15 protein-coding genes are annotated in these 24,091 nt (G+C 71.4%); 8 read left to right on the top strand and 7 right to left on the bottom strand.

The genetic code is table 11. From position 1 onward, the window contains the following. Positions 1 to 33 precede the first annotated feature (33 nt). Positions 34 to 849: a methyltransferase domain-containing protein gene (locus ABEA43_RS47335; RefSeq protein ID WP_345572655.1), complete on the bottom strand. Its 816-nt coding sequence runs from the start codon at positions 847 to 849 to the stop codon at positions 34 to 36. A 153-nt stretch (positions 850 to 1,002) separates the two neighbouring features. Here ABEA43_RS47335 and ABEA43_RS47330 point away from each other — a divergent pair, with 153 nt between their 5' ends. The 3 genes from ABEA43_RS47330 (at position 1,003) to ABEA43_RS47320 (ending at position 7,293) form a co-directional block, all read left to right on the top strand. Further along, on the top strand, positions 1,003 to 1,569 hold the full coding sequence (locus ABEA43_RS47330) for an EF-hand domain-containing protein (protein ID WP_345572654.1): 567 nt from the start codon (positions 1,003 to 1,005) through the stop codon (positions 1,567 to 1,569). A 137-nt stretch (positions 1,570 to 1,706) separates the two neighbouring features. Then, positions 1,707 to 2,207 carry a hypothetical protein gene (locus ABEA43_RS47325; RefSeq protein WP_345572653.1) on the top strand — a complete coding sequence of 167 codons (501 nt, stop codon included), beginning with the start codon at positions 1,707 to 1,709 and terminating at the stop codon, positions 2,205 to 2,207. A gap of 241 nt (positions 2,208 to 2,448) precedes the next feature. Then, the gene (locus ABEA43_RS47320) at positions 2,449 to 7,293 is read left to right on the top strand and encodes a DUF4132 domain-containing protein (RefSeq protein ID WP_345572652.1); all 4,845 of its coding nucleotides are present in this window, start codon (positions 2,449 to 2,451) and stop codon (positions 7,291 to 7,293) included. Positions 7,294 to 7,398: 105 nt separating this feature from the next. Here ABEA43_RS47320 and ABEA43_RS47315 read toward each other — a convergent pair whose 3' ends face one another. From ABEA43_RS47315 to ABEA43_RS68715, 3 genes are all read right to left on the bottom strand, one after another. Continuing rightward, complete coding sequence (locus ABEA43_RS47315) at positions 7,399 to 8,304, bottom strand: lipase family alpha/beta hydrolase (RefSeq protein WP_345572651.1); 906 nt, start codon at positions 8,302 to 8,304, stop codon at positions 7,399 to 7,401. A gap of 175 nt (positions 8,305 to 8,479) precedes the next feature. Then, positions 8,480 to 10,150, bottom strand: a complete 1,671-nt coding sequence (locus tag ABEA43_RS47310; protein ID WP_425570525.1) for an IS1634 family transposase — start codon at positions 10,148 to 10,150, stop codon at positions 8,480 to 8,482. A gap of 628 nt (positions 10,151 to 10,778) precedes the next feature. After that, on the bottom strand, positions 10,779 to 11,213 hold the full coding sequence (locus ABEA43_RS68715; RefSeq protein WP_345572649.1) for a hypothetical protein: 435 nt from the start codon (positions 11,211 to 11,213) through the stop codon (positions 10,779 to 10,781). Between the two features lie 9 nt (positions 11,214 to 11,222). On the opposite strand from ABEA43_RS68715, the gene ABEA43_RS47300 reads away from it, so the two are divergent. Continuing rightward, complete coding sequence (locus tag ABEA43_RS47300; RefSeq protein WP_345572648.1) at positions 11,223 to 11,942, top strand: hypothetical protein; 720 nt, start codon at positions 11,223 to 11,225, stop codon at positions 11,940 to 11,942. 94 nt (positions 11,943 to 12,036) lie between these two features. On the opposite strand, the gene ABEA43_RS47295 is transcribed toward ABEA43_RS47300, so the two are convergent. Then, positions 12,037 to 12,249, bottom strand: coding sequence for an MbtH family protein (locus ABEA43_RS47295; RefSeq protein WP_345572647.1), 213 nt, complete (start codon positions 12,247 to 12,249; stop codon positions 12,037 to 12,039). Positions 12,250 to 12,521: 272 nt separating this feature from the next. Here ABEA43_RS47295 and ABEA43_RS47290 point away from each other — a divergent pair, with 272 nt between their 5' ends. Both ABEA43_RS47290 and ABEA43_RS47285 read left to right on the top strand, forming a co-directional pair. Continuing rightward, complete coding sequence (locus ABEA43_RS47290; RefSeq protein ID WP_345572646.1) at positions 12,522 to 14,396, top strand: ABC transporter ATP-binding protein; 1,875 nt, start codon at positions 12,522 to 12,524, stop codon at positions 14,394 to 14,396. 45 nt (positions 14,397 to 14,441) lie between these two features. Next, entirely contained in the window at positions 14,442 to 14,903 is a 462-nt protein-coding gene (locus ABEA43_RS47285) for a cold shock domain-containing protein (RefSeq protein ID WP_345572645.1), read from the top strand. Between the two features lie 45 nt (positions 14,904 to 14,948). On the opposite strand, the gene ABEA43_RS47280 is transcribed toward ABEA43_RS47285, so the two are convergent. After that, on the bottom strand, positions 14,949 to 16,424 hold the full coding sequence (locus tag ABEA43_RS47280; RefSeq protein ID WP_345572644.1) for an amino acid adenylation domain-containing protein: 1,476 nt from the start codon (positions 16,422 to 16,424) through the stop codon (positions 14,949 to 14,951). Between the two features lie 184 nt (positions 16,425 to 16,608). Here ABEA43_RS47280 and sbnA point away from each other — a divergent pair, with 184 nt between their 5' ends. Together sbnA and sbnB are read left to right on the top strand one after the other, a co-directional pair. Further along, entirely contained in the window at positions 16,609 to 17,592 is a 984-nt protein-coding gene (gene sbnA, locus ABEA43_RS47275; protein WP_345572643.1) for a 2,3-diaminopropionate biosynthesis protein SbnA, read from the top strand. After that, entirely contained in the window at positions 17,589 to 18,614 is a 1,026-nt protein-coding gene (sbnB, locus tag ABEA43_RS47270; RefSeq protein WP_345572642.1) for a 2,3-diaminopropionate biosynthesis protein SbnB, read from the top strand. Before sbnA ends, sbnB begins: the two co-directional genes overlap by 4 nt. 58 nt (positions 18,615 to 18,672) lie before the next feature. On the opposite strand, the gene ABEA43_RS47265 is transcribed toward sbnB, so the two are convergent. Next, positions 18,673 to 24,087, bottom strand: coding sequence for an amino acid adenylation domain-containing protein (locus ABEA43_RS47265; protein ID WP_345572769.1), 5,415 nt, complete (start codon positions 24,085 to 24,087; stop codon positions 18,673 to 18,675). Positions 24,088 to 24,091: the final 4 nt, after the last annotated feature.

The following is a 24,091-nucleotide window of genomic DNA, read 5'->3' as shown; positions in this document are numbered from 1 at the left end:
AGACGGCAGGCAGGATCCGCCGCCCGCACCCGGTCAACCGGCTTTGCGCCCCCAGGCTTGCACCAGCAGGCTTTCGCGCACCGTGGTGGTCGGGCGGGCGAGATGCCGGCCGAGCTCGTGCGTCAGGCTGGTCAGGGTGTGCGGGTCGACGCCACGGGCGCGGATCCGTTCGGCGAAGAGGTCGGCGAAGTACAGCAGCAGCGTCTGATAAAGGTCTCCCGGCCGCCAGTAGAAGGCGTGCGCCGTGGTCTGGATCTCCCGGCAGCCGGCTGCTCGGAGCAGGGTCGGCAGCCGGGCTCCGATGTGCACGTCGCCGCCGAACACGGAGGCGAGCAGGAGTTTGAGCCCGTCCCAGGCGGGGTGGGGAGGCTCGCAGTGCCAGGTGGCCCAGTCGAACTCCTGAAGGGCGATCCACCCCCCGGGGCGGGTGGCGGCCGCCATCGAGGCCACGATCGCCTCCGGGGCGGCGTTGTTGATGAGCACGAGCCGGCAGTGCGTCAGGTCGAACCGCGGCTCCGCCTCGCAAGGGAGGCTCCCCAGCGTGGTGGTGACGTTGGCCAGGCCGAGGGCGGCGACGGATTCGCTGGCCCAGGCGGCCATGCGGGCGTTGTTGTCGAGGCCGACGACGGTGCCGCGAGGGCCGACCTTGTCGCTGAGGAGGTCCAGGATGCCCAGGGGCCCGCATCCCACGTCGATGGCGTGCGCCCGTTCGGCCAGCGGCAGACGGTCCAGCAGCTGACGCGCGGCGTCACGCAGGAGGGCGCCTTGGGCCAGCAGCCGCTGATGTTCGCCGGCCGACGCGCCGAGGAGGTAGGCGGGGCCGGGTGATGTCCGCGCTGGCCGAGGCACTCGTGTCCCCTCTCTTTGACGGTGGTGGCAACCTTGTCCCATTCCACGTTTGCCATTACTCAGAGTAGTAGTAGCTTTACTTATGGTGCGCCTGGAGTCGTGGGCAAACCCCGCCCACGCGCCCTGTCCTGCAGCACCACAGGGAGGCAAGAGATGCCCGAGGACCATCCATCGCGCCTGGCCCGGCTGCGGACTCGTTTCTCCCTCTTGGACTCCGACGGCGATGGCCGCCTGCAGGTGGAGGACTTCGGCCTGCTGGCCCAACGCGTCATCGACGCGCTTGCGGCCAGTCCGGCCCGCTTCCCCCGCCCAGACCCGCACCTGATCTCGGCGAAGGCCACCGATCTCCTGCAGGGCTGCCGGATCTATTGGCAAGGGCTGGTCACCATGACGGGCAGCGGCGACGGCGTCGTGACCTTCGAGGATTACGCGGCGGCCATCCCCGATGATGCTCATTTCGACCACTATGCCCAGCCCTACGTCCGCGCCCTCGCCTCCCTGGCCGACTGGAACGAGGACGGCCAGGTCGAACGAGCCGACTTCCTGGCCTGCATGACGGCGATCGGTTTCGCCGAACCGCACGTCGAGCGGATCTACGCCGAGCTGAGCTTCGACGGCGCCATCGCCACCGAAGCCTGGAAGGCGGCGATCAGAGACTTCTACCTCAGCGCCACGGCGGACACCCCCGGACAGCTGCTGGTCGGACACCGGTCGGCATGACCTCGACGCGGTCGGCACCGGTTCGCACGAGCCACACTCTTGCCGACGAGGAGAATGCTTCCGCCATACGGGAGCCATGGGGCGACCCGTTGCCGGCATACGGTGGCCCGCCCTGCCTCCCCACGCGAATGCGGCCGGTGCCGATCGGCCAGTTCGCCAGTGCGCTGACCCGCGTGCTTCTGGCCGGCGACGGTTCGACCACACTCCTGCTCCAGGCGCTGACCGGCGGCCCGGTCAAGGCAAGCCTGCGGAGTCTGTCCCATCAGCCTGCCGCCCACCTGCCCGCCGGCCCGCGGGCGCTGCTGGGTCTTGCCGACGGGGCCACCGCCATCGTCCGGCGCTCGCTCCTGCTTGATCAGCGAGACACGCCGGTCTCCCGCAACGAGGTGATCGCCTTCAGCGACGACGCCCTTCTGCGACGGGTGGTGAGCGATCCCGTCCGGCCCGTCGGGCTCGGTCTCATCGCCCATGACATCGATCACAGCCGCCGGCTGCACGCCACGGGCTTGACCCGCTGGGACGCCACAGGGCTTGAGGCCGCGTCCAAGGTCTACCTCATCCGCGCCGCCGCCACCCCGTTCATGCTCGTCTGGGAGACCTTCAATCCTGCCCTGATCCCGTCGGGCATCACCACCTGACCTGCGGGTCGATGGCCCGGCGCGCCCTCGGGACGACCCGATGGGAGAGGTCGTGAGCGAGCTTCCCGTCCTCGGCCCTTCCGTCATTTGGCCGACGAGGCCGTGACGGTCGAGGGCGACCAGGATTGACCGGCCCATTTGTCCGGCTGTGCGCCATCGACGCGACCGGCCCGCACGCGGCCGGCGCGTAAATCATCCGTTTCCCGCAGAATGTCGTAGGCATGATCAAGAATGGCGTGCCATGGGATGGATCGGGATCGCGACGGGCCACGAGCTCACCGTCGAGGGGACGCGGCGGCCGGTGCTCGCCTGCCGGACGGCCGCGGGTCACGTGCTGGCCAAGGTGCCCGCCAGCGTGAGGAAGGATCCGGCCGCGGTACGGCTCGCCGCACTCTGCGACCGGCTCGGCGAGCACGCGCGGGCGGTGCACGACCGGGTCGAGTCCTGGATGGTGCGGTCGCTGCCCGTGCCGGCCGCGGTGTTCGCGGCCGTGTGGGACGACCCGGTGTGGCGTGAAACGCTCACCGACCTGGTCATCGCCCCGACTGTCAATGGCGCGCCCGACCTCGGCCGCTGCGCGCTCCTGTGCGAGGGCGCGTGGACGGGCGCGGACGCCTTCGCGATCCCGCACCCGCTGCTGCTCGGCGACGAGCTGCCCATCTGGCGGGGACGGCACCTCACGCAGGTCGTCGAGCAGGTAGGCCGCGAGGTGTGGACGCGGCCCGCGAGCATGGACCGTACGTTCGGCGTGGTCGACACCTTCAGCTACCTGGACGCCCGGTACGAGAGCGGCGCCGCGTTCGAGCGCCGCGTGCACGCGCTGGGCGGGCGCATCAAGGGGGACAGGGCGCGGTTCACCGTGCACGCGCCCGAGCCGCTCGGCATCGAGATCGACCTGGACTGGAGCGGGCCGATGAGCCCGGCCTACATGGCGTGGCTGAGCTTCACCGCGGGCGGCCGGGAGATCGGCGACATCGCCTGGTCCGAGGGCGTCCGCATTCTCATGGCCCTGTACGCGGACCGTACCGTGGACGAGACGGATCCGGTGGTGGAGGCAGCCGAGGCTTACTCCCACTACTGCGACGCCTACCAAGGCGAGCCCGGCACCGTGGCGCACTCCGGCAGCACCGGCCCGGCGCGCGACGTGCTGCTGCGCGCCGGGGCGGTGCTGCCGGGCACGCCGGCCGGCTCCGGCGAGGACACGTGCGTCGCCGTCCGCTACGAGCACTCCGTCCTGGACGAGCCGGCCGTCGAGCTCGTCCGGCGCGCGGCCGTCGACGGCGACAAGGCCGAGAAGTCGCTGTACGACCTGGACCCGGTGGCGGAGACCGGCGTCGGCACCGTGCACGCGGGCCCGCTCGGCTTCCTCGCCTCCGCCCTGCGCGGATATCCGGCGCACCGCGCCCGCATCCTGGTCGCGCACAACGACCTGCGAGCCGCCCGCGATCTGGCCGCCCGCAAGCCCGGTCTCGCGCGCACCGCGCTCACTCGTACCGGCGACGATCTGGAGACGCACGCGCCCGAGCTGCTGCCGCCGTTCTACGAGGAGTGCGCGCGGATCCTGGCCGCCGTGGGCAGCGCCGGCTTCGCCGCCGCCTTCTTCGACAAGGCCCGCGCCGCCGAGGTCGCGCACGCGCTGCCGGTCGACGAGGCCGCGCTCGTCGCGGCGCATCTCGCCGCGGGACCGGACGCCGCAGGAACGGCCACGTTCAAGAAGCACGGCAAGCGGCTCGCCGCCCGCCACCCCGCCCCCGGCGCGTACCGCTGGCACCGCAGCCTGCTCACCGAGTGGTGCGAGGAAGTCCCGGACGGCGCGGACGGCGCGCTGGCCCTGGCCGACGGCTGGGTGGCGCTGGCGAAGGCCGCCGGGCACACGCTCGGCGGGCCCGAGGACGAACGCGCCGTACGGGCCCTGCTGCAGAGCGGCTGCATGGAGTCGGCGCCGCAGGCCCTCTGGAGGTTCGTCCTCGCGTTGCTCGGCCCGATGGCACGGGCGGACGCGGGCATCGGCCGCGCGCTCCTCGGCATCCTGCCGCTGCCCGCCAAGGACACCCCGAAGGCGAAGAGCGCGGCGGTGTCGCTCTTGCTCGGCAACCTCGCGGGCGCGGGCCTGACCGCTCCGTTCATCACGGGGGCGGCGGCGAAGGACTGGCTCGGCCGCTTCCTGAAGCGGTACGCGGGGCTCGCGCTCCCCGTCGCCGGTCTCGGCGACCTCCTGCACGACGCCGGTACGCGGCTGCGCGCGGAGGGCCTCACCTGCGACGACCACGAGGCGGTGCTGGGAGTGGACGAGGACGAGGTCAACCGGTGGGAGGAGACCGCCGCCGACCTCCCGCTCCTCGATCTCCTCCTGGAGTGCGGCGTCCCGCTCGCGCGGCCCCGGCTGCTGCACACGTTCAAGCTGTACGACCGGCTCGCCGCCGGAGCGGGCACCGACCTGGCCGCCGTCGCCGCCGACCCGGACTGGGCTCCGCTGCTGCGCGACGCGATCGCGGGCAACGTGACCAACCTGCTCAACGTCACCGAGCCCGCCGTCCCGAAACAGACCGCCCCCGAGACCGTACGGGCCCTGACCGCGACACCGGGAACGGCGCGGCTGGTCGCCGCCATCCTGGCCGAGCATGCCGGGCGGGTCCCCGATCAAGGGCTTCCGGACGCGCACGCCGCCCTGTGCGACGCCGAACGGTTCACCGTCGCCGGAGTCCCCGGCCCCCTCCTGGACAGCGTCCGGACGATCGCGACCGGGACGGACCCGGCCCGCGCCCTCGCCACCACGCTGAGCGGCGGCGTCCTCGACGAGCTGGAGTTGCCCGCCTTCGTCCCCGGCCACGTCAACACCATCGTCGACTACCTGGAAGAGAGCGGCACCGACCTGCTCCTGATCGAGTCCGGCCGGCTCTGGGAGCACAAGTTCCGCGCCTCCGTCGTCACACCGGACGGAGCCGGCCCGTCCCATGGCTTCGGCACGTACGAGCACATCTCCAGCCGGTCCCACGAACGGACCGAGGCGCGCGACCTCTACGACCGCTGCCTGATCGCCGTGAACGGCCGGGTGACGGTGCTGGACCACGGCGGCCCGCACTGCCCGCACGGCAGCGCGCACCCCGCCGCCCGCCACGTCGTACCGGCCGACGGCGAACGGGTCGTCTTCCCCGGTGGCGCCGAGGCCACCGTGTGGCGCGGCCGGGGCCGGATCATCGAGCTGCGGGACCCGGCCGGGCGGACCATCGGCCGCTACGTCCGCGGCTGGGGCAGGGTGCCCGAGCACCACGGCGCCGAGAACATCGGCACGGTCGAGCACCACCGCTACGCGTCCGGGACCCGCCTGGTCGCGCCGCCCGGCCGGTGGTCGGCGCTGCGGCCGCGCGACCCCGAAGGATCCAGGGCGCTGCGCGCCGTGGACGAGAAGAAGGCGCAGGCCCTGATCGACGTCGCGGACGCCGCGCTCGCCGCCGGCATCATGCGGGTGCTGAACCCCGAGAGCGAGTACCGGGAGAGGGCCGCCGCCCGCGACGAGCTGGCGGGACGGCTCCGCCCGCTCCTGCCGGAGATCACCGACGAGTCGCTCATGAAGGGCGTCACGTTCCTGGTGTGGACGGCCGTCGAATGCCGCGAGCGCGCGTTCGCCCTGCTGGAACGCCTGGCGCTGACCCCGCCGCCCCACCTGCGTCCGGCGCCCGACTCCGCGGCGCCCGCCGTCCCGTCCGAGAAGTCCCCCGAGCCGGACGATCCGGGGCCTGAGTCCGCGTACGAGAGGATCGCCCACTTCGCCCGCACCGCCGTCGATGTGCCGTACGACAAGAAGATCGCGATGTTCGACGCCCCCGCCGTCAAGGAGATCGAGAACACGCTGGGCCGCCTCGGCGCCGCCGTCCTGGAGGCCGCGTGGGGCGACGGCGGCGGGCGCGCGCGACTTCTGGAGCTGGCCGCCGTCCCCGAGCTCCTCCGTACCGACGGCACCTGGCACGTCGCCCGGCTGCGCCCTGAGTACGACCTCGGGCAGATCCGCGGGGGCCGCGGCCCCATCATGGCCGCCACCGTCGCCGACCACGAGCAGGTGGGGCACGGGTACGCGGTCACGGCGCTCCTCTGCACCCCGGACGGCCCCGACCCGCTGCTGTTCACCCGCAACCGCGTCGTCGAGCTGCGGACCTGCCGCGGCTGGGGCGACCAGGACCGGCTCCGGCGGGCGCTCGGCCTGATCGCCGAGAACGGCCCGCCAGCCGTCGACCGCGAGTCGACCGTACGGGCGTTCGCCGCGGCCAGCGGCCTGTCACCGGCCCAGTGCCTGATCCTGCTGTCCACGTCGGCTCGCACGCTCTCCTGGCCGGACGGCTGGGCGCGGGGCCGCGTCGCCGCCTTCCGCGACGGCGACGCCGCCCGCGCCCGCGACCTCGGCCTGACCGAGATCGAGCTGCACATCGCCGCGCTCTCCCTGGAGGCGCTCACCACCACCGACGAGGCCCTCGAAGTCGTCGAGCTGCTCATGCCCGACGACCCCGCCGACCTCTGGCGTACGGGCCCCGGCCTGGACCGGGCGGTCGCGTACTGGACGGAACGCCACCCCAGGCTCACCCCGCTCACCACCGGGCAGTGGGTCACCCTCGCCTCCGGCGCCGAGGACGCCCTGGAGGCGCTGATCGCCCTGCTCGGCGAGCGTCCGTCCGTGCCGCCGCTGGGTCACGTCGCCCGCGCCGCGAGGCTCCTGGCCGACCGCCTGCCCAAGGACCACCCCGCCCGTACGACCGCCGCCGCCCGCCTGCGTGACCTGCACGGACACGTCACCGGCCCGGACACGACCCTGCCCGTCGCCGCCAGGGTCACCTCGGTCACCGCCCTGGAACGAGCCGCCGGGGCGACCGCGGCCCACCTCCCGGAGAGCGGGCTCGCCATCGGCGAAGCCCTCATCCTGGAGCCCGACGGAGACGGCTACCGCGTCCGCCTCCGCCCGTCCCGCTGGTCCGACCTGGACGCGCTGGCCCCGGCCCTGCGCCGCGGCGGCGCCACCGATGCCGCCCTGGTCATGGCGGACCTGCGCTTCCTCCGTTCGCCCGAGCCGCTGGAGGCCGCGGCCCGGCTGGAGTGACGTTCCCGGAGGTGTGCGGGTGGTGGCAGGCGATCCAGCAGGAAACTCGGCCGACTCCGCAGGGCGGCGAACCGCTCGCCGAGGCGAGCCGATCGCCGTTCTGCGCTACTTGGCCCGCTGGTCGAACAGGCCGTCCAACATCCGCGGGAGCGGCGCCGGGTACGAGCCCTCACCCTCGTCGCTGAACTCCCCGCCGTACGACGCCTGCCAGTCGCCGGTCGAGGTGTTGCGGATGGAGGTGTGACTCAGGGTGCCACCGTCCGCGTTCGAGCCGTAGAGCGCCCAGTGGTGGGCGGTGCGGTTGTTCGTCGCGGAGTCGGAGCTGACCGTGTCGTCGTTGCTTGAGCCGAGGAAGGTGTAGTCCGTGCCCATCTGGGAGGGCGGCTGCTTTCCCAGCCAGCTGATGAAGCCGCTGCCCGGACGCATGTCGCTGCACTGCTCGTGGGTGAGGGCGCACGCGGTCACCACCGCGCTGCCGATGCCCCGGTGGGGCGTGGCGAACGTGACCATGTCCTCGATGTACAGGAATGGGGGCCAGTCCCTGGGCCACACGGTCGCGCCGAGGTTGTCCCGGTCGACCGTCAGCCCGCTCATGTCGGGCGGCGGCTTGCCCACGCCGTACCGGTTGACGCCTTCGATGGCCGCCTTCGCGACCAGGCCGCCCATGGAGTGCGTCACGACGTCGATGGCCACGTCGTGGCTGGAGTACAGGTAGTAGACGGTCCACGCGAGCTGGCGGCCGACCTCCTGGATGCGCGTGTCGGTGGTCCCTCGGAGTCTGAGGTCGCAGTTGGTGGCCTTGTTGTAGTAGCCGAAGGTGACCACGTCGCCCCAGCCGTTCGCGTTCAGCAGCTTCTCGGCGCTGTTCCAGGCGCCGGAGCAACTGATGTCGGCCTCACGGTCGAACCCGTGGACCATGACGGTGACCCGGTGCCCGTCGCCACGCGCGGGCGCGGCCGACGCGGCCGGTGCGGTGGCGATCAGAACGGCCGCGACTGCGGCTCCGACCATGGACAGAGCTAAACCGGATCTGGCTAATCTGCGCATCCACGCTCTCCGTTTCCGTGAGGTCGAACGCAGGCTAGCGCGCAGACGATCATCTGTGAATCGACCACCATTCGGGGTCCCGCCGACTCAACGGAAGGGGGCCGCTCCCGCCGGCGGCGGGAGCGGCCCTCGTGCGGAGTCAGCGGCTCGCGGGGATGATCTGCAGGATGCGCGGCGGTGGGGTGAGGGCCAGCGCCGCGAGGAGATCGCGCTGTTCCTCGGTGATCTCGGTACGTTGCCGCAGGATGCCGGCGCGGGCGGCGAAGGTGCCGAGCTTGATGCGGTCGAGCTCGCGCTGCAGCCGCGGCCACGGCAGGCCGGTACGGTTCTCGGCGATGCGGACGAGAAGGGTGGCGAGCCACGTGAGCATCAGGTGGGCGCGGACGCTCGTCTCGCCCCGGCTCCAGATCGGCCGCAGGTCGGCGAGCAGATCGCGCCAGCCGCTCTCGAGCGTGCGGAGATGCATGTAGCCGAGCGCGATCTCCTCGGCCGGCAGCTCCAGGTCAGTGGTGCGGACCAGGTATTTGCCGTCGAGGTTCTCCTCGGTTTTGACGGCCTTGACGTCGATGCGCAGCAACCCACTCGTCGTTACACGCAAATAGCGGTACATCTCGGGCCTGGCCGAAATCTCCATGTGCAGGTCGGTGCGTTCGGCGAACGACAGCCTGTCGGTGTCGTCGATCAGCTCGGCGAGCTCCTCCACCAGACCTGCGCGCGTCTCCGCGTCCTGCTGCGCGGTCTTGGCGTCGCAGCAGATCACGAAGCGTTCGTCCACCGCGATGTGAACCTCCTTGACCCGCAGATTCGCCGCGACGCGCTGGTAACGGCCCTGACGGGACAGGGCGGCATCGGCCTCGGCCGTGCCGGAGCGCAGTTTCTCGCCGATGATGTAGTGGTGGTCGTCGTCCTGATGCAGCGCGAACCGGTTGGCGGCGGCCGGGCATGCTCGGTCGGCCGTCCAGATGACCCTGGACAGGGTCCAGCCCTTCATCTCGTCCTTGGCCTGCCGGATCATCTCCGCGTCGTCCGTGCAGCCGGGCCAGGACCAGACCCGCAGCGGGACGCCCGTGCGGGTGGCGGCCATGCCGATGACGCTCTCGCGGGGTTCGTGACCGGTACGGGGCGGGCCGACGCACGAGAAGCCGGACTTCCCCGCGCCCTTGAGCTTCTCGGAGCCGCCCGCATCCTGGGAGGAGCCGCGAGCGGGCCGGGGACCTTCGCGGGAGGACTCGAAGAACAGCAGGTCGACCTCCAGGTCAAGGCGATCGACGACCCGGTGGAAGACCTCTTCCTCCAGCTTGTGCGACACCTCGCACAACCAGCCGGCCACCCGGTGGCAGGCGTCCTCGGTGGTGGCCGGCAGATCTTCGATGAAGACGTCCTCGTTCACCCATCGAGCGGCTGAGAGGTCCGGCGAGCTCGCCAGCGCCCGGTTGGCGACCAAGGCGAACAACACTCGCTCCGCCGAGGCGTCCAGCCCACCGTCCACCCGCATCCGCTGGAACGTCTTGTCAATCTCCAGCTCCCGCCACAACCCGTCGAGCACCCAGACCCCGCCGAGCGGGCGCGAGTCCACGAACTCCAGCCCGTCGGCCGCCGCCGCGAGGATCTGGTCGGGGTCGAGGGACTTGATCGCCGAGGCGACGAGCCGTACCAGCGCCTCCCGGCTGGAGGCGTCATCCCGGCCGAAGTTGTAGATGACCTGCACCTTCGAGCGCTTCGTCGCCGGGTCCCACGCGTTGTGCGCCAACTGCAGGTAGCGGACTACAGAACCGTCCTTATTCCGCCGAGGGGTCGACCGTAAGTACATGGGTCAGAACCTAATGCTGCCCCGCATAGAATTAATATAAAGTCCTCGCGTGACCGATTTGTCCCATTAGCTGTGACCGGTCCAGGAACGATCCAACGTCAGGCGTCCTTTCTTCAGCCGGACACCATGCGGAGCCCTGGGCGCCCCGGCGCGAGCACGCCACCCCGAAATGCCGATACAGACGCAACCGCAGGTCAGCGACTCGATCGAACCTGATAGATCAAGAGTCAACCAGCGTGTATCTAGGCAGAGCTCTCGCCGGACCCGCCGGAGAGCGGTTGATCAGGGGATTCACCGGCGCCCGAGCCGCATCGATCGCCTTGACGGCGATCCGGGACGCGGTCTTACCAGAGAAATGAACCGCCTATATACCGCACCGAATCATTTGACAGGGATCTCAACTCATCAGACTTGGCATACTGACCCACTATGTGGATGATGGTAGACCATGAGCACTCGGCCCTTTCCGGCGGTCCTTCTGGCCGGCCACTTCACCCCTCCTGCGTGTGATCGATCGGTCGCATCCCGTTGAAAACGCAGGTGAGAGTGGCGAACGGGAAGCCTCGCTCCATCTCCGATGTCAAACGACATCAGGCCGGCATCACTCCTTTAAAAGGCGACAGCACGGTCATGTGGAAATGCGTCCCATCCTGCAGCGGAAAATTCGCGGGGAAAGCTTTGTTTCAGTGACGGGGTGAAAGTTTTGCAATTGGACGAAGTCGGAGTTGGCCCGATTCTGGACCCCATAAGCGCCCGCCCATCCGGGATGGCCGCGCTTCCCGAATCCCGTGAGCCGAAGATCGTTTCCGTTCCCATCGCTTCGCTCATGCCTGGCGAGTCGCCCCGTTTGCAGGGGCAGGATCAAGAGCACGTCGCACGGCTGGCCGAAATCGACGGCCCTCTTCCCCCCATCCTCGTCCGCCGCTCCGGCAGGCGCGTTATCGACGGAATGCACCGCCTGCTCGCCGCCCTGATACGGGGGCAGGAGACCATTGACGTCGAATTCTTCGACGGCACCGAGGAAGAGGCCTTTCTCCGCGCTGTGCAGGCGAACATCGCCCACGGTCTTCCGTTGTCCCAGACCGACCGGCGCGCCGCCGCGACCCGTATCGTCGCCTCCCATCCGCACATGTCCGACCGCGCCATCGCCCGCGCCTCGGGGCTCGGGGCGAAGGCCGTGGCCTCCATCCGGCGCCGTTCAACCGACTCGCTGCCGCAGTTGAACGCCCGCATCGGGCGCGACGGCAGGGTCCGCCCGCTCAGCGGCGACAGCGGCCGGTTACGCGCGGCCGAGGTCATCGCCCGCAATCCCGACGCCTCGTTGCGTGAGGTGGCACGGCTCGCCGGGATCTCTCCGGCCACGGCGAGCGACGTCCGTAAACGTATGCTGTCGAACGAGCCGCCCACGATGGCGCGGCTGGCGAGCGCCGAGCCGATGGGCGTCCCCCCGGCGCCCTCCCACGGCGGCCCCGTGTCCGACCAGGTCGGGCGGCGGCGCTCGGAGCAGGGCACGGTGGCGCATCCGGTCCGGGCGGAGCCCTCTCTGATCCTGGACAAGCTGCTGCGCGACCCCTCCCTGCGCCTGAAGGAGGAGGGCCGCCAGTTGCTGCGGCTGCTGCAGCAGACCGCGATGGCGATGGAGTGCTGGTCCGAGCTCATCGCCGCGGTCCCGCCCCACTGGGAGGCGCTGGTGGTCGAGCTGGCCCGCCAGTACTCCGTCACCTGGCAGGAGTTCGCGGAGCAGCTCGACGAGCGTGATCAGTCTCTGGCCTGGAAGGCGGTCGGCCAGTAACGGCGGCCGGGCGCCGTCGGTGAACAGAGCGCGCCGGCAAACGCCGACGTCGCCGACCACCTCAAGGGCGTCGGCGACGTCGCGGAGCGGGTCGTTACTTCTTTTCCATCGCTTCGATCAGGCTCTTGGGACGCATGTCGGTCCAGGACTTCTCGATGTAGTCGAGGCACTCCTGGCGTCCGGCCTGCCCGAAGACCGTCTTCCAGCCCTCCGGCACCGCCACGAAGATGGGCCAGAGGGAGTGTTGTCCCTCGTCGTTCACCAGAACCAGGTACTGGGCATCCGGGTCGTCGAACGGATTCGTCACCACGTTGTCCTTTCTCGGGTGTGGGTGGCGCCGGGGAACGGACGTCCGCACGACTCCGGTCCGGCGTTCGGTGGCCGCGTGATGCGTCGCTCGGCCCCGCTGGGATCAACTATGAACGCAGGCGCCGTGCGCCAGTCAACTTCGGCGCTCCCCCGTTCAACTGCGCCGATGCGGCAGTTGGCCGCGCGCCCTGAGCCGGCGCCGATCACCCGAGGGTTTCCCATCGACAGCGAGGCAGGTGTCCTTTGGCGGCGAGACGAGCGGCGAAGAGGGTGACGGGACTGCGGTTCGACGACTCCATCACCCGGCAGCGGGTGAAGCCCGGCACGGTACGGCGGATCCTCCCGTACGCCCTGCGTTACCGCTGGTTCCTGGTCCTGCTGATGCTGGCCACCATCATGGTCGCGGTCATCACGGCCACCGGCCCGCTGATCCTCAAGGCGATCATCGATGACGGCATCCTGCCCCGGCGGATCGGCACGGTGGTGTGGCTGTGCCTGCTGGTGGCCGGGCTCTCCCTGGTCGAGGCGGCGGCGGCGTACGTGGGGGCGTGGTGCTCGGGCCGGATCGGCGAGGGCCTGGTCTACGATCTGCGGACCAAGGTGTTCGCCCACATCCAGCGCCAGCCTCTGGCGTTCTTCACCCGCACGCAGACCGGGGCGCTGGTCAGCAGGCTCAACACCGACGTGATCGGGGCCCGGCAGGCGGTGACGACCCTGCTCTCGCAGTCGGTGTCGACCCTGCTCACGCTCGTGCTCATCATCGTGGCGATGCTGTACCTGTCCTGGCAGATCACCCTTGCGGCGCTGCTGATGATCCCGTTCTTCCTGCTGCCGGCCCGGCTGATCGCGCGGCGGCAGGAGCGGCTCGCGCGGGAGTCGATGGAGCTGGACGCCGGCATGAGCTCGATGATGCACGAGCGCTTCAACGTCTCGGGGGCGCTGCTGTCGAAGCTGTACGGCCACCCGGACGACGACCTGGACACGTTCGCCAGGAAGACCGCCCGCGTACGCGACGTCTCCATCCTGCGCGTCGTGTACGGGCGGATCTTCGGCATCGTCGTCACCGTGCTCACGGCGCTCACCACGGCCGTCGTCTACGGCCTGGGCGGGGTGCTGACCATCGGCGGCTCGCTCGAACTCGGCTCCCTGGTGGCCATGGTGGCCCTGCTGATGCGGCTCTACGGCCCGATCAACCTGCTGGCCTCGATGCAGGCGACGGCTCTGACGGCATTGGTGAGCTTCGACCGGGTACTCGAGGTGCTCGACCTGGAGCCGCACATCACCGAGAGTCCCGGCGCGCGGCCCCTGGACGGGCCGGAGGAGTCGGGCCCCGTGGCACCGGACATCCTCTTCGACCGGGTCGGCTTCCGCTACCCGGGCGCGGACGAGGTGTCGCTCGCCTCGCTGGAGGCCGCCGCGGCGCGCGTACCGGATCGGGCGAGCGAGGCGTGGACGCTGCGCGAGGTCAGTTTCCGGGCCCCGGCCGGGAAGCTGACGGCGCTGGTCGGACCGTCGGGCGCGGGGAAGACGACGATCACCCAGCTCGTCCCCCGCCTCTACGACGCCACCGAGGGCAGCGTGCGCATCGGCGGCCAGGACGTCCGCGACCTGGCGCTGCAGTCGCTGCGCGACGCGGTCGGCGTGGTCACCCAGGACGCGCACCTGTTCCACGACACCCTGCGGGCCAACCTGGAGCACGCCAGGCGCGGCGCGAGCGAACGGGAGCTGATCGAGGCGTGCGAGGCGGCGCTGATCTGGGACACGATCCGGGCGCTGCCGGACGGCCTGGACACCGTGGTCGGCGAGCGCGGCCACCGCCTGTCCGGCGGCGAGAAGCAGCGGGTGGCTCTGGCCAGGCTGCTGCTCAAGGCGCCGCCGATCGTCGTGCTGGACGAGGCGACCGCGCACCTGGACTCGGAGTCGGAGGCGGCGATCCAGCGGGCGCTGGAGACCGCGCTGGCCGGGCGGACCTCGCTGGTGATCGCTCATCGGCTGTCCACGATCCGCGGCGCGGACCATATCCTCGTGGTGGACGCGGGCCGCGTCCGCGAACGCGGCACTCACGAGGAGTTGCTGCTGAACGGCGGCCTGTACGCCGATCTCTACCGCACGCAGTTCGCTCAGCAGGCGGCCGGCAGCCGATGACGGACTCGCCCTGAGGGCGGAGGCGGATCTATCTTCGGCATCGAGGTGTCCGGGCAAGGGGCCCGGAGTCGTTTGGGGGTTGTAGTGGTTTCTGGTCGAGTGGTGAAGTTCGACGGGGCGAGAGGCTATGGGTTCATCGCACCCGATGATGGTGGAGAGGACGTGTTCCTGCACGTCAATGACATGCTGTTGCCGGAGTCCCAGGTGCGGGCGGGGCTGACGGTCGTGTTCGAGGTAGAAGAGGGCGACAGAGGGCCGAAGGCGTCGCGGGTGCGGCTGCCCGAGGGCGTCACCGCGGCGGCCGTGGCCGTCGCTCCCACGACCGTGGGCCTGGCCTCGGCGGCGGACGAAGATTCCATGTGCGATGTGCTCGACGCGGACGAGTACCTCAGAGAGGTCACAGAGATCCTGCTCGCGGAGGCTCCGTCGCTCACCGGCGACCAGATCCTGCAGGTTCGTGCCGGGCTGCTCCAGTCCGCCAAGAACCACGGCTGGGCTGAAGGCTGACACACGCGTGAAGAGGGCGGACGCCGGCGTCCGCCCTCTTCACGTTCACCCGGCCGGGCGGGCGAAGTCGTGCACGACGACGGCCACCGCGCCGACGCTGGGATGGCGCTGGAAGACGGCCTCGATCTCGCCCAGCTCCATCCGCACACCCGCGATCTTGACCTGCCGGTCGACCCGGCCGAGGTATTGCAACGCGCCCTGCGGCAGGGCCCGCACCGCGTCACCGGTCCGGTAGAGGCGGCCGGTGGGCCCGGCCTCGAAGGGATCGCCGAAGAAGGCCTCGCGGGTGCGATCGTGGTCGCCGGCGTAGCCGCGGCCCACGCAGACGCCGCCGACGAACAGCTCGCCGGTCTCGCCCGGCTCGCAGGCGTGCCAGCCGTCGTCCTGGTGGCGCAGGACGTACAGCCGGGCGTTGATGATCGGGGTGCCGATCGGCAGGCGCAGCAGGCCGAGGTCGGCCGCCGTGACCGTGTGGTGGGTGACGTCGTCGGAGCATTCGGTCGGCCCATAGGCGTTGACCAGCCCGGCGTGCGGCATCTCGCGCAACCAGCGGCGCGCCACCTCCGTGGGCAGCTCCTCGCCGGTGGCGAGCATCCACCGCAGGCCGTCCAGCGGGCCCGTCTCGGGGGCGGCGGCCAGGTCGTCGAGCAGCAGGCGCACCATCGTGGGGACCAGCTCGACGATCGTGACGCCCTGACTGCGGACGAGCCGCGCGAACGCCACCGAGTCGTACGCCGTCGCGTCACTGACGACGCTGACCTGGCCGCCGACGATGAGCGGGCAGAGCAGCTGCCAGATGGAGATGTCGAACCCGAGCGGCGCGGTCTGCGCCACCACGTCGCGCTCGGTCAGGCCCAGATCGACGACCTTGGCGTGGAGATGGTTGAGCATGCCCTGGTGCTCGACCACCGCGCCCTTCGGCCGGCCGGTGGAGCCGGAGGTGAACAGCAGGTACCGCGGCTGGTCAGGACCGTCGAGCCGGACCGCACCCCGCCACGGCTCGTGCCGGCCGGCCTCGGCCGCGCGCACGAGGCGCACGCCGGCGGACCGCGCGCCCTCGGCGAGTGCGGGCGTCGCCGTCTCGCGGGCGGTGTCCAGCAGCAGCACGGCGCCGGCCCGCGCGAGGACCTCCGCCACCCGCGCGGCCGGCCAGGTGCCGTCCGCCGGCACGTAGATCGCGCCGATGAGCTCGATCGCCAGGAACGCCGCCACGACCGCGACGTTCCGTTCGCCGCCCACCGCGACGACCGTGCCGGGCCCCGCGCCCTCGTGTTCCAGCAGAGTGGCGAGGCGACGCGCCTCCACGGCGAGCTCGGCGTAGGTGAGGCGACGCAGCTCGTCCGCGACCGCGGGCCGGTCGCCGGCGACGGCCGTGCGTTCCACCAGCGTGATCACGGCGTCGGAGAGGTCCACCTCGTGGGGGCGGCTCATCGCCAGCTCGCGGGCCCGTTCGATCTCCGGCGGCGAGATGGGAAGCCGAGGCAACTCGGCGAGGCCGAGCAGTCCGTCCGCGAATGTCATTTACACGCTCCGATTAATGCGCGGAATAGCCGCGCCTTGCCGGTCCCGGATGCCCTCAAGTATGGTAATCCGAGCTACCGCGATCAAGGTTGTGCAGAGCCGGGGACAGAAGACGGTGGCTCATTTCGGACCCCTTACACGTTTCTGTCGCGTCCATTCCCGTCCAACTGGGGGATTCGGCGAAGTGCCAGTTATCAAAACTCCGCAAGAGTTCAATGTCGAAGACCTTTTCCTAGATCTGCGGACGGTGACGGGGGCGCCGCTCTATTTGAAATGCGAGGGGTTCAACTTCGCGGGTTCCGTCAAGTTGAAGGCGGCCACGGAAATGGTCGCCGCCGCCGAGCGGGACGGCCTGCTCCGGCCGGACTCGGTGCTGGTGGAGTCATCGTCGGGCAATCTGGGCATCGCGCTGGCGATGGTCGCGGCCGACAAGGGGCTGCGATTCCTGTGCGTGACCGATCCACGCTGCAACACCACCTCGCTGCGGCTGATGCGCGCGCTGGGCGCCGAGGTCACGGTGATCGAGGCGCAGGACCCCAACGGCGGCTATCTCGAGAACCGCATCCGGTTCGTTCGCGACCTGTGCGCTTCCGACAGCCGTCACGTGTGGCTCAACCAGTACGCCAACCCGGGCAACTGGCGGGCCCACTACCGGCACACCGCCCCCGCCATCGCCCGCGGCTTCCCCGGCCTGGAGGTGCTGTTCGTCGGCGCGGGCACCACGGGCACGCTGATGGGCTGCGCCCGCTACTTCAAGGAACGCGGCGCGCCGGTGACCGTCGTGGCCGTCGACGCCGTCGGGTCGGTGACGTTCGGCGGCCTTCCGGAGCGCCGCATGGTGCCGGGGCTGGGCACGAGCGTACGGCCCGAGCTGGTCGACGAGTCCTGGGTGGACGACGTCGTCCATGTGCCGGAGACGGACACGATCCGCGCCTGCCACGACCTGGCCGCCCGGGGTTTCCTGTTCGGCGGCTCGACGGGCACCGTCGTGAGCGGCGCCACGCGCTGGCTGGAGGAGAAGTACCCGGGCGAGGAGCCGGTCGCGGTGGCGGTCTCCCCCGACCTCGGCGAGCGCTACCTCGACTCGATCTACGAGGAGGGCTGGCTGCGTGAGCACTTCGGCCCTCCGGACCCGCCCGACCGACTCCACTGGAGCGCACACCCATGACTCAGGTCCCGTCGTTCGCCGTCGTCTCAGGAGAGCAGGTCGCCGGCGTCCTGCACGGCAAGGAGAAGCAGGTCACGGGCGTGGTCGAGGCGGCCTACCGGCTGCACGGCGAAGGCCGCACGATCAACCCGGACTCCTATTTCCTGCGTTTCCCCGACCGGCCGTCCGCGCGCATCATCGCGCTGCCCGCGTCGATCGGGCAGCCGGTCGACGTCCACGGCATCAAGTGGATCTCGTCGTTCCCCGAGAACGTGGCGGCCGGCCTCCCGCGGGCCTCGGCCGTGCTGATTCTCAACGACACCACGAACGGATACCCGCTGGCCTGCCTGGAGAGCTCCATCATCAGCGCGGCCCGCACCGCCGCCTCCGCCGCGCTCGCGGCCACGACGCTCGCCGCCGCCCGCGGCGTCACCCCGCGCCGCGCCGGTTTCGTGGGCACCGGCCTGATCGCCCGTTACATCCACACCTACCTGGCGGCCAACGGCCTGTCTTTCGACGACGTCGGCGTGTTCGACCTGGACCGGGGGCATGCCGAGGGCTTCGGCGGCTATCTGGCGCTCGCCGGGGAGGACCGGGTCACGATCCACGACGACGCCGAGTCGCTGATCGCCGCGTCGGATCTGGTCGTGCTGGCCACGATCGCGGGCGAGCCGCATCTCCATGCCCCCGAGCTGCTGGCGCACAATCCGCTGGTGCTGCACGTCTCGCTGCGCGACCTCTCGCCGGAGATCATCCTGTCGTCCTGCAACATCCTCGACGACGTCGAGCACTGCTTGAAGGCCGGCACGTCGCCGCACCTGGCCGAGCAGCTCAGCGGCGGCCGGTCATTCGTCGACGGCACCCTCTGCGACGTGCTCGATGGCAGGGTCACTCCCCCGGCCGGCCGGCCCGTCGTGTTCTCACCGTTCGGCCTGGGGGTGCTCGACCTCGCCGTGGCGAGCTACGTCTACGACGAGGTGAACGCGTCGGGCGATCTCAGGACGGTGCCCGGCTTCTTCCACGAGCTGAAGCGCCACGGCTGACCGGCCCGCCTCCTTCTCACGCTGAGCCCGCCCCTCCGGGGGCGGGCTCCTTCCTATGTCAGGCGTCCAGCTGCAGCCAGCCGGTCACCGCGGACCACACCTCGGCCAGGGTGTCGGGCTTGGCTATCTCGTAGTGGGTGCAGGCGATGCTCGCGAGCGCGATCTCGCCCGTCACGTACGGCCGCCAGAGCTCGGGGTCGGGCACCTCCCCCGCCCTGCCGTCCTCGGCGACGATCAGCAGGACGTCGCCGTCGAACCGCCCGTGCACGAAGCCGCGGCGCAGCCGGCGATGGTTCTGCAGGAGGCGGGCGAACGTGCGGACCTCCTCCTCCGTGGCCGCGCCGAAGCCGTTGCCCGCCTGCCAGCGCACGATGTCCATCTGGCGGTCCAGCACGGCGTCGGGATCGTCGGCGTGCTCGCCGGCGCCGTCCTCGTCGGGCTGCCACGGGTACTGGTCGAGCAGGACCAGGGCGGCGACGTCCGCGCCCGCGGCGCGGAGCTGGACGGCGATCTCGTGCGCGACGCCTCCTCCGTACGACCAGCCGAGCAGGTGGTACGGGCCCTGCGGCTGCACGGAGCGGATCTGCTCGATGTAGTCGGCCGCCATCTCCCTGATGGACCCGGCGAACTCCGTGGTGCCGTCCAGTCCGCGGGCCTGCAGCCCGTACAGCGGGATACCGGGCTGGACGTGGCGGGCCAGCGGCATGTAGCACCAGCTCAGGCCGCCGGCGGCGTGGACGCAGAAGAAGGGTGCGCGGTCGCCCTCGATGCGGATCGGCAGCAGCACGTCGAGCGCGTCGCTCACGGAGGACAGCGTCATCCGCTTCATCAGCTCGGCCACCGTCGGGGCGACGAACAGGTCGCGGACCGCGATCGTCACGCCGCGCCGCCGCAGCCGCTCCACGAGCCGGACGGCGAGCAGCGAGTGGCCGCCGAGGGCGAAGAAGTCGTCGTCCACGCCGACGCTGCCGAGGCCGAGGACCTCGGCGAACGCCTCGCACATGCCGGCGGCGATCGAGGAGACGTCCCAGTGGGTGGTGCGTTCTTCCACCGTGACGTCGGGGGCCGGGAGCGCCTTGCGGTCGAGCTTGCCGTTCGGCATCAGCGGCAGCCTGCCGAGCACCACGACGGCCGCGGGCACCATGTAGCCGGGCAGGCGTTCCTGGGCGGCGGCGCGTACGGCCTGGGCGAGCCCGTCGCCGGCGCCGGCGCCCGGGACCACGTAGGCCACCAGCCGCGGGTCGCCGGGGACGTCCTCCCGCACCAGCGTGACGGCCTGCGCCACGTGCGGGAGCGCCGCCAGGACCGTCTCGATCTCGCCCAGCTCCACCCGGAAGCCGCGGATCTTGACCTGGTCGTCGGAGCGGCCGACATATTGGAGCTCACCGCCGGCGGTCCAGCGCACCACGTCGCCGGTGCGGTACATGCGCGTGCCGTCCGCGGCGAACGGGCAGGCCACGAAGCGTCCCGCCGTCAGGCCGGGGCGGCCGAGGTAGCCGCGGGCCATGCCGTCGCCCGCGATGTACAGCTCGCCCGCCACCCCGGGCGCGACCGGCTGCAGGGCGTCGTCCAGCACGTACACCTGCGTGTTGGCGACGGGGACGCCGATCGAGGACACGTCGGCCCCGGCTCCCGCGAGGTCCTTGGCGGTCGACCAGACCGTGGTCTCGGTCGGGCCGTACAGGTTCGTCAGAGCCGGCGTCCTGCCGAGCAGCGTGCGCGCCAGGTCGGCGGGGAGCGCCTCGGCGCCGATCATCGCGCGGATGCGCGTCCAGTCCACCTCGTCGCCGGCGTCGGCGAGCAGGCCGCGCCAGAGGCTCGGCGTCGCGTGGACCATCGTGGCGCCGCTGGACCGGATCAACGCCCGCAGGGCCCACGGGTCGAGCACCTGCTCCTGCGCGGCCAGGACGACGCGGGCGCCGTTCACCAGCGGCACGTAGAACTCGAAACCCGCCATGTCACAGCCGTGGGTGCTGACCGCCAGGAGGCGGTCGTCCGCGGCCGGCGCGAACAGGCCGCGCATCGCCCCGAGGAAGTTGACGATGGCACGGTGCTCGACGAGCACGCCCTTGGGGCGGCCGGTGGAGCCGGAGGTGTAGATCACCCACATCGGGTGCTCGGGCCGCAGGGCCACCCCGGGTCTCGTGCCCGGCTCCGCCCGCACCGCCGGGTCGTCGACCAGGACGACGGGCACGCCGTCGCCGATCTCGAACGCGGGCAGCCGTTCGCGCATGTCCTGGCCCGTCAGCAGGCACACCGCGCCGGAGTCGGCGATCACGTACGCGATGCGGGCCGCCGGGTAGGCCGGGTCGATCGGCAGGTAGGCGGCCCCGGCCTTGATCACACCGAGGAGCGCCACCACCAGGTCGGCCCCGCGTTCGAAGACGACGGCCACGACCGACTCGGGCCCGACGCCCCTGCCGATCAGGTGCCTGGCCACCTGGTTGGCGCGGGCGTCCAGCTCGGCGTAGGTGAGCTCCACCTCGCCGGAGGTCAGGGCCGTCGCGCCGGGCGTGCGGGTGACCTGCGCCTCGAACAGCTCCACGACCGTCGTGTCCGGCATGGGGACGGCGGTGTCGTTCCAGCCGGTGAGCACGCGCCGCCGTTCACCGGGTTCGAGTACGTCCACCGCGCTGAGCCGCAGGTCCGGGTCGGCGGCCAGGGCGGCGAGCACGCGCGCCAGGCGTTCGGCGAGGCGCTCGACCGATGCGCGGTCGAACAGGTCCGCCGCGCCGATGACCGCGCCGCGCAGGCCGGCCGGAGCGCCGTCGGCGTCGAACGTCTCGCCCACGCTCACGTCCAGGTCGAACTTGACCACCGACGTGTCCTCCGCCGCCGGCTCCCCCGACGCGGCCCGCCGCCCGGCGCCGAGCCCGGGCAGGTCGAGGGTTGCGCCCGCGGTGTTCTGCAGCAGCAGCATCACCTGGAACAGCGGGTGCCTGGCCAGTGATCTGGCCGGGGACAGCTCCTCGACCAGGCGCTCGAACGGCACGTCCGGGTGTGCGAACGCACCGAGCCCGGCCTCCCTGACCCTGGCCAGCACCTCGCGGAACGTGGGGTCGCCGGACAGGTCGGTCCGCAGCACGAAGGTGTTGACGAAGTAGCCCACCAGATCGTCGAGCGCCTCGTCGGTACGTCCGGCCAGCGCCGAGCCGACGGGGATGTCGGTGCCGCCGCCGAGCCGCGACAGGAGCACGGCCAGAGCGCCGTGCACCATCATGAACATGGTCACGCCCTCGGCGCGGGCGACCTCCCGGATCCGCGCGTGCACGTCGGCCGGGATCTCCAGCGGCACCCGTCGTCCCAGGTGCCCGGCCACCTCGGGCCGCGAGCGGTCGAACGGCAGCTCCAGCTCCTCGGGCAGGCCGGCCAGCGTCTCGCGCCAGTAGGCGACCTGGCTGGAGATCAGGCTGCCGGGGTCCTCGCTGTCGCCCAGCACGTCGCGCTGCCAGAGCGCGTAGTCGGCGTACTGGACGGGCAGCGGCTCCCACCGTGGCGCGCCGCCTTCGCGGCGGGCGGTGTAGGCGTCGGAGACGTCGCGGGCCAGCGGTGCCCACGACCAGCCGTCGCCGGCGATGTGGTGGACCACCACGACGAGCACGTGCTCCTCGGGGCCGGTGGTGAACAGCCAGGCCCGGATGGGCGCCTCGGCGGACAGGTCGAAGGTGTGCGCCCGGGCCTCGTCCATCGCCGCCGCCAGGTCCGCGGGGGCCAGCTCTCTCGTGGTGAGCTTCCAGCCGAGGTCGTCGATGGGGACGATCCGCTGGTACGGCTCTCCGTCGGCGGTGGCGGGGAACACCGTACGCAGGACCTCGTGCCGGTCGAGGACGTCGCGGAAGGCCGCGGCCATGGCCCGGGCGTCCACGCGGCCGGACAGGCGTACCGCGACGGGGATGTTGTAGGTGGCGCTCGGGCCTTCGAGCTGCGCGATGATCCACATGCGCCGCTGGCCGTAGGACAAGGGGATGTGGCCGGGGCGGACGCCTGCGGTCAGGGGTTCGCGGGCCCTGGCGGCGCCGTTCAACCCCGCCGCCAGCCCGGCCACCGTGGGGGTGTCGAACAGGGCGCGGATCTCGATCTCGACGCCGAGCAGGGCGCGGATGCGGCTGACCAGGCGGACGGCGAGCAGGGAGTGGCCGCCCAACGCGAAGAAGTCGTCGTCCACGCCGACGCTGCCGAGGCCGAGGACCTCGGCGAAGGCCAGGCACAGGATCTCCTCCTGCGCCGTGGCCGGCTGCCGGCTGCCCGCCGCCTGGGCGGAGGCGTAGTCGGGGGCGGGGAGGGCGTGGCGGTCGAGTTTGCCGTTGCCGGTCAGCGGCAGCGCGTCCAGCACCACCCAGGCGGAGGGGACCAGGTGGTCGGGGAGGCGGTCGGCGGCGAACCGGCGAGCCTGCGCGGGGAGTTCGCGGGCGTCGTCGGGGTCGTCGGCCACCAGGTAGGCGACGAGGCGTACGTCGCCGGGGGTGTCCTCGCGGGCCACCACAACGGCCTGGCCGACGCCTGGGCAGCCGGCCAGCGCGGCGGTGACCTCACCCGGTTCCACCCGGAACCCACGGATCTTCACCTGATCGTCCACCCGGCCCGCGAACACCACCTGGCCGTCACCCGTCCAGCGGGCGCGGTCGCCGGTGCGATACATCCGCCCGTCCTCGAACGGACACGCCACGAACCGTTCGGCGGTGAGAGCCGCACGGCCGAGGTAACCACGGGCCAGTTGCGCCCCGGCAACGTAGAGCTCTCCGGTGACACCCGGCGGCACGGGGGTGAGGTGGTCGTCGAGGATGTAGAGGCTGGTGTTGGCGACCGGTGTGCCGACCGGGACCTGTCCTCCGTGCAGGCGGGTGGTGGCCACGCCGATCGTCGTCTCCGTCGGGCCGTAGTGGTTGAACACCGCACAGCCGCGTTGCTCGGCCACCGCCAGCAGCTCATCCACCCAGCCCGGCGCGGCAGCCTCCCCACCCAGCACCAACGACCGGCCAGGCAGCAACTCAGCCGACGCACCCAAAGCCGCCAGATGCGAAGGAACCATCTTCACGAAGTCGATGCGCCGATCTCTCAACAACCCGGCGAGCGCGACGGGATCGGTGGCCGCCTCCTCACCCACCACGTACAACTGCCCACCCGTGGTCAGGCTGGCGAACACCACCGTGTTCCCCAGATCGGTCGCCTGCCCCTGCACCAGCGCATACCGGCCACCATCCATACCAAGCCGACCAGGCACCGAAGCCACATAATTGGCCAGCGCCGCCTGCGTCACCACCACACCCTTCGGCCGACCCGTCGAACCAGAGGTGTAGATGACATACGCCGCCTGACCGCCATGCACCACCCGCTCCGGCCGGATCGCGGGGGCGGCCGACAGGCGCAGCTTGGTGAACGTGTCATCCAGCACCAGCATCCGCGCCCGCCCCGACGGCAACTCCTCCGCGATCTCCTCACTCGTAACCGTCAGCACCGCACGACTGTCAGCCAGCAGG

Source organism: Nonomuraea rosea (genome assembly GCF_039539705.1).
In the GTDB taxonomy this organism is placed as follows: Bacteria; Actinomycetota; Actinomycetes; order Streptosporangiales; family Streptosporangiaceae; genus Nonomuraea; species Nonomuraea rosea.
This window is presented reverse-complemented; position numbering and strand designations above follow the sequence as displayed.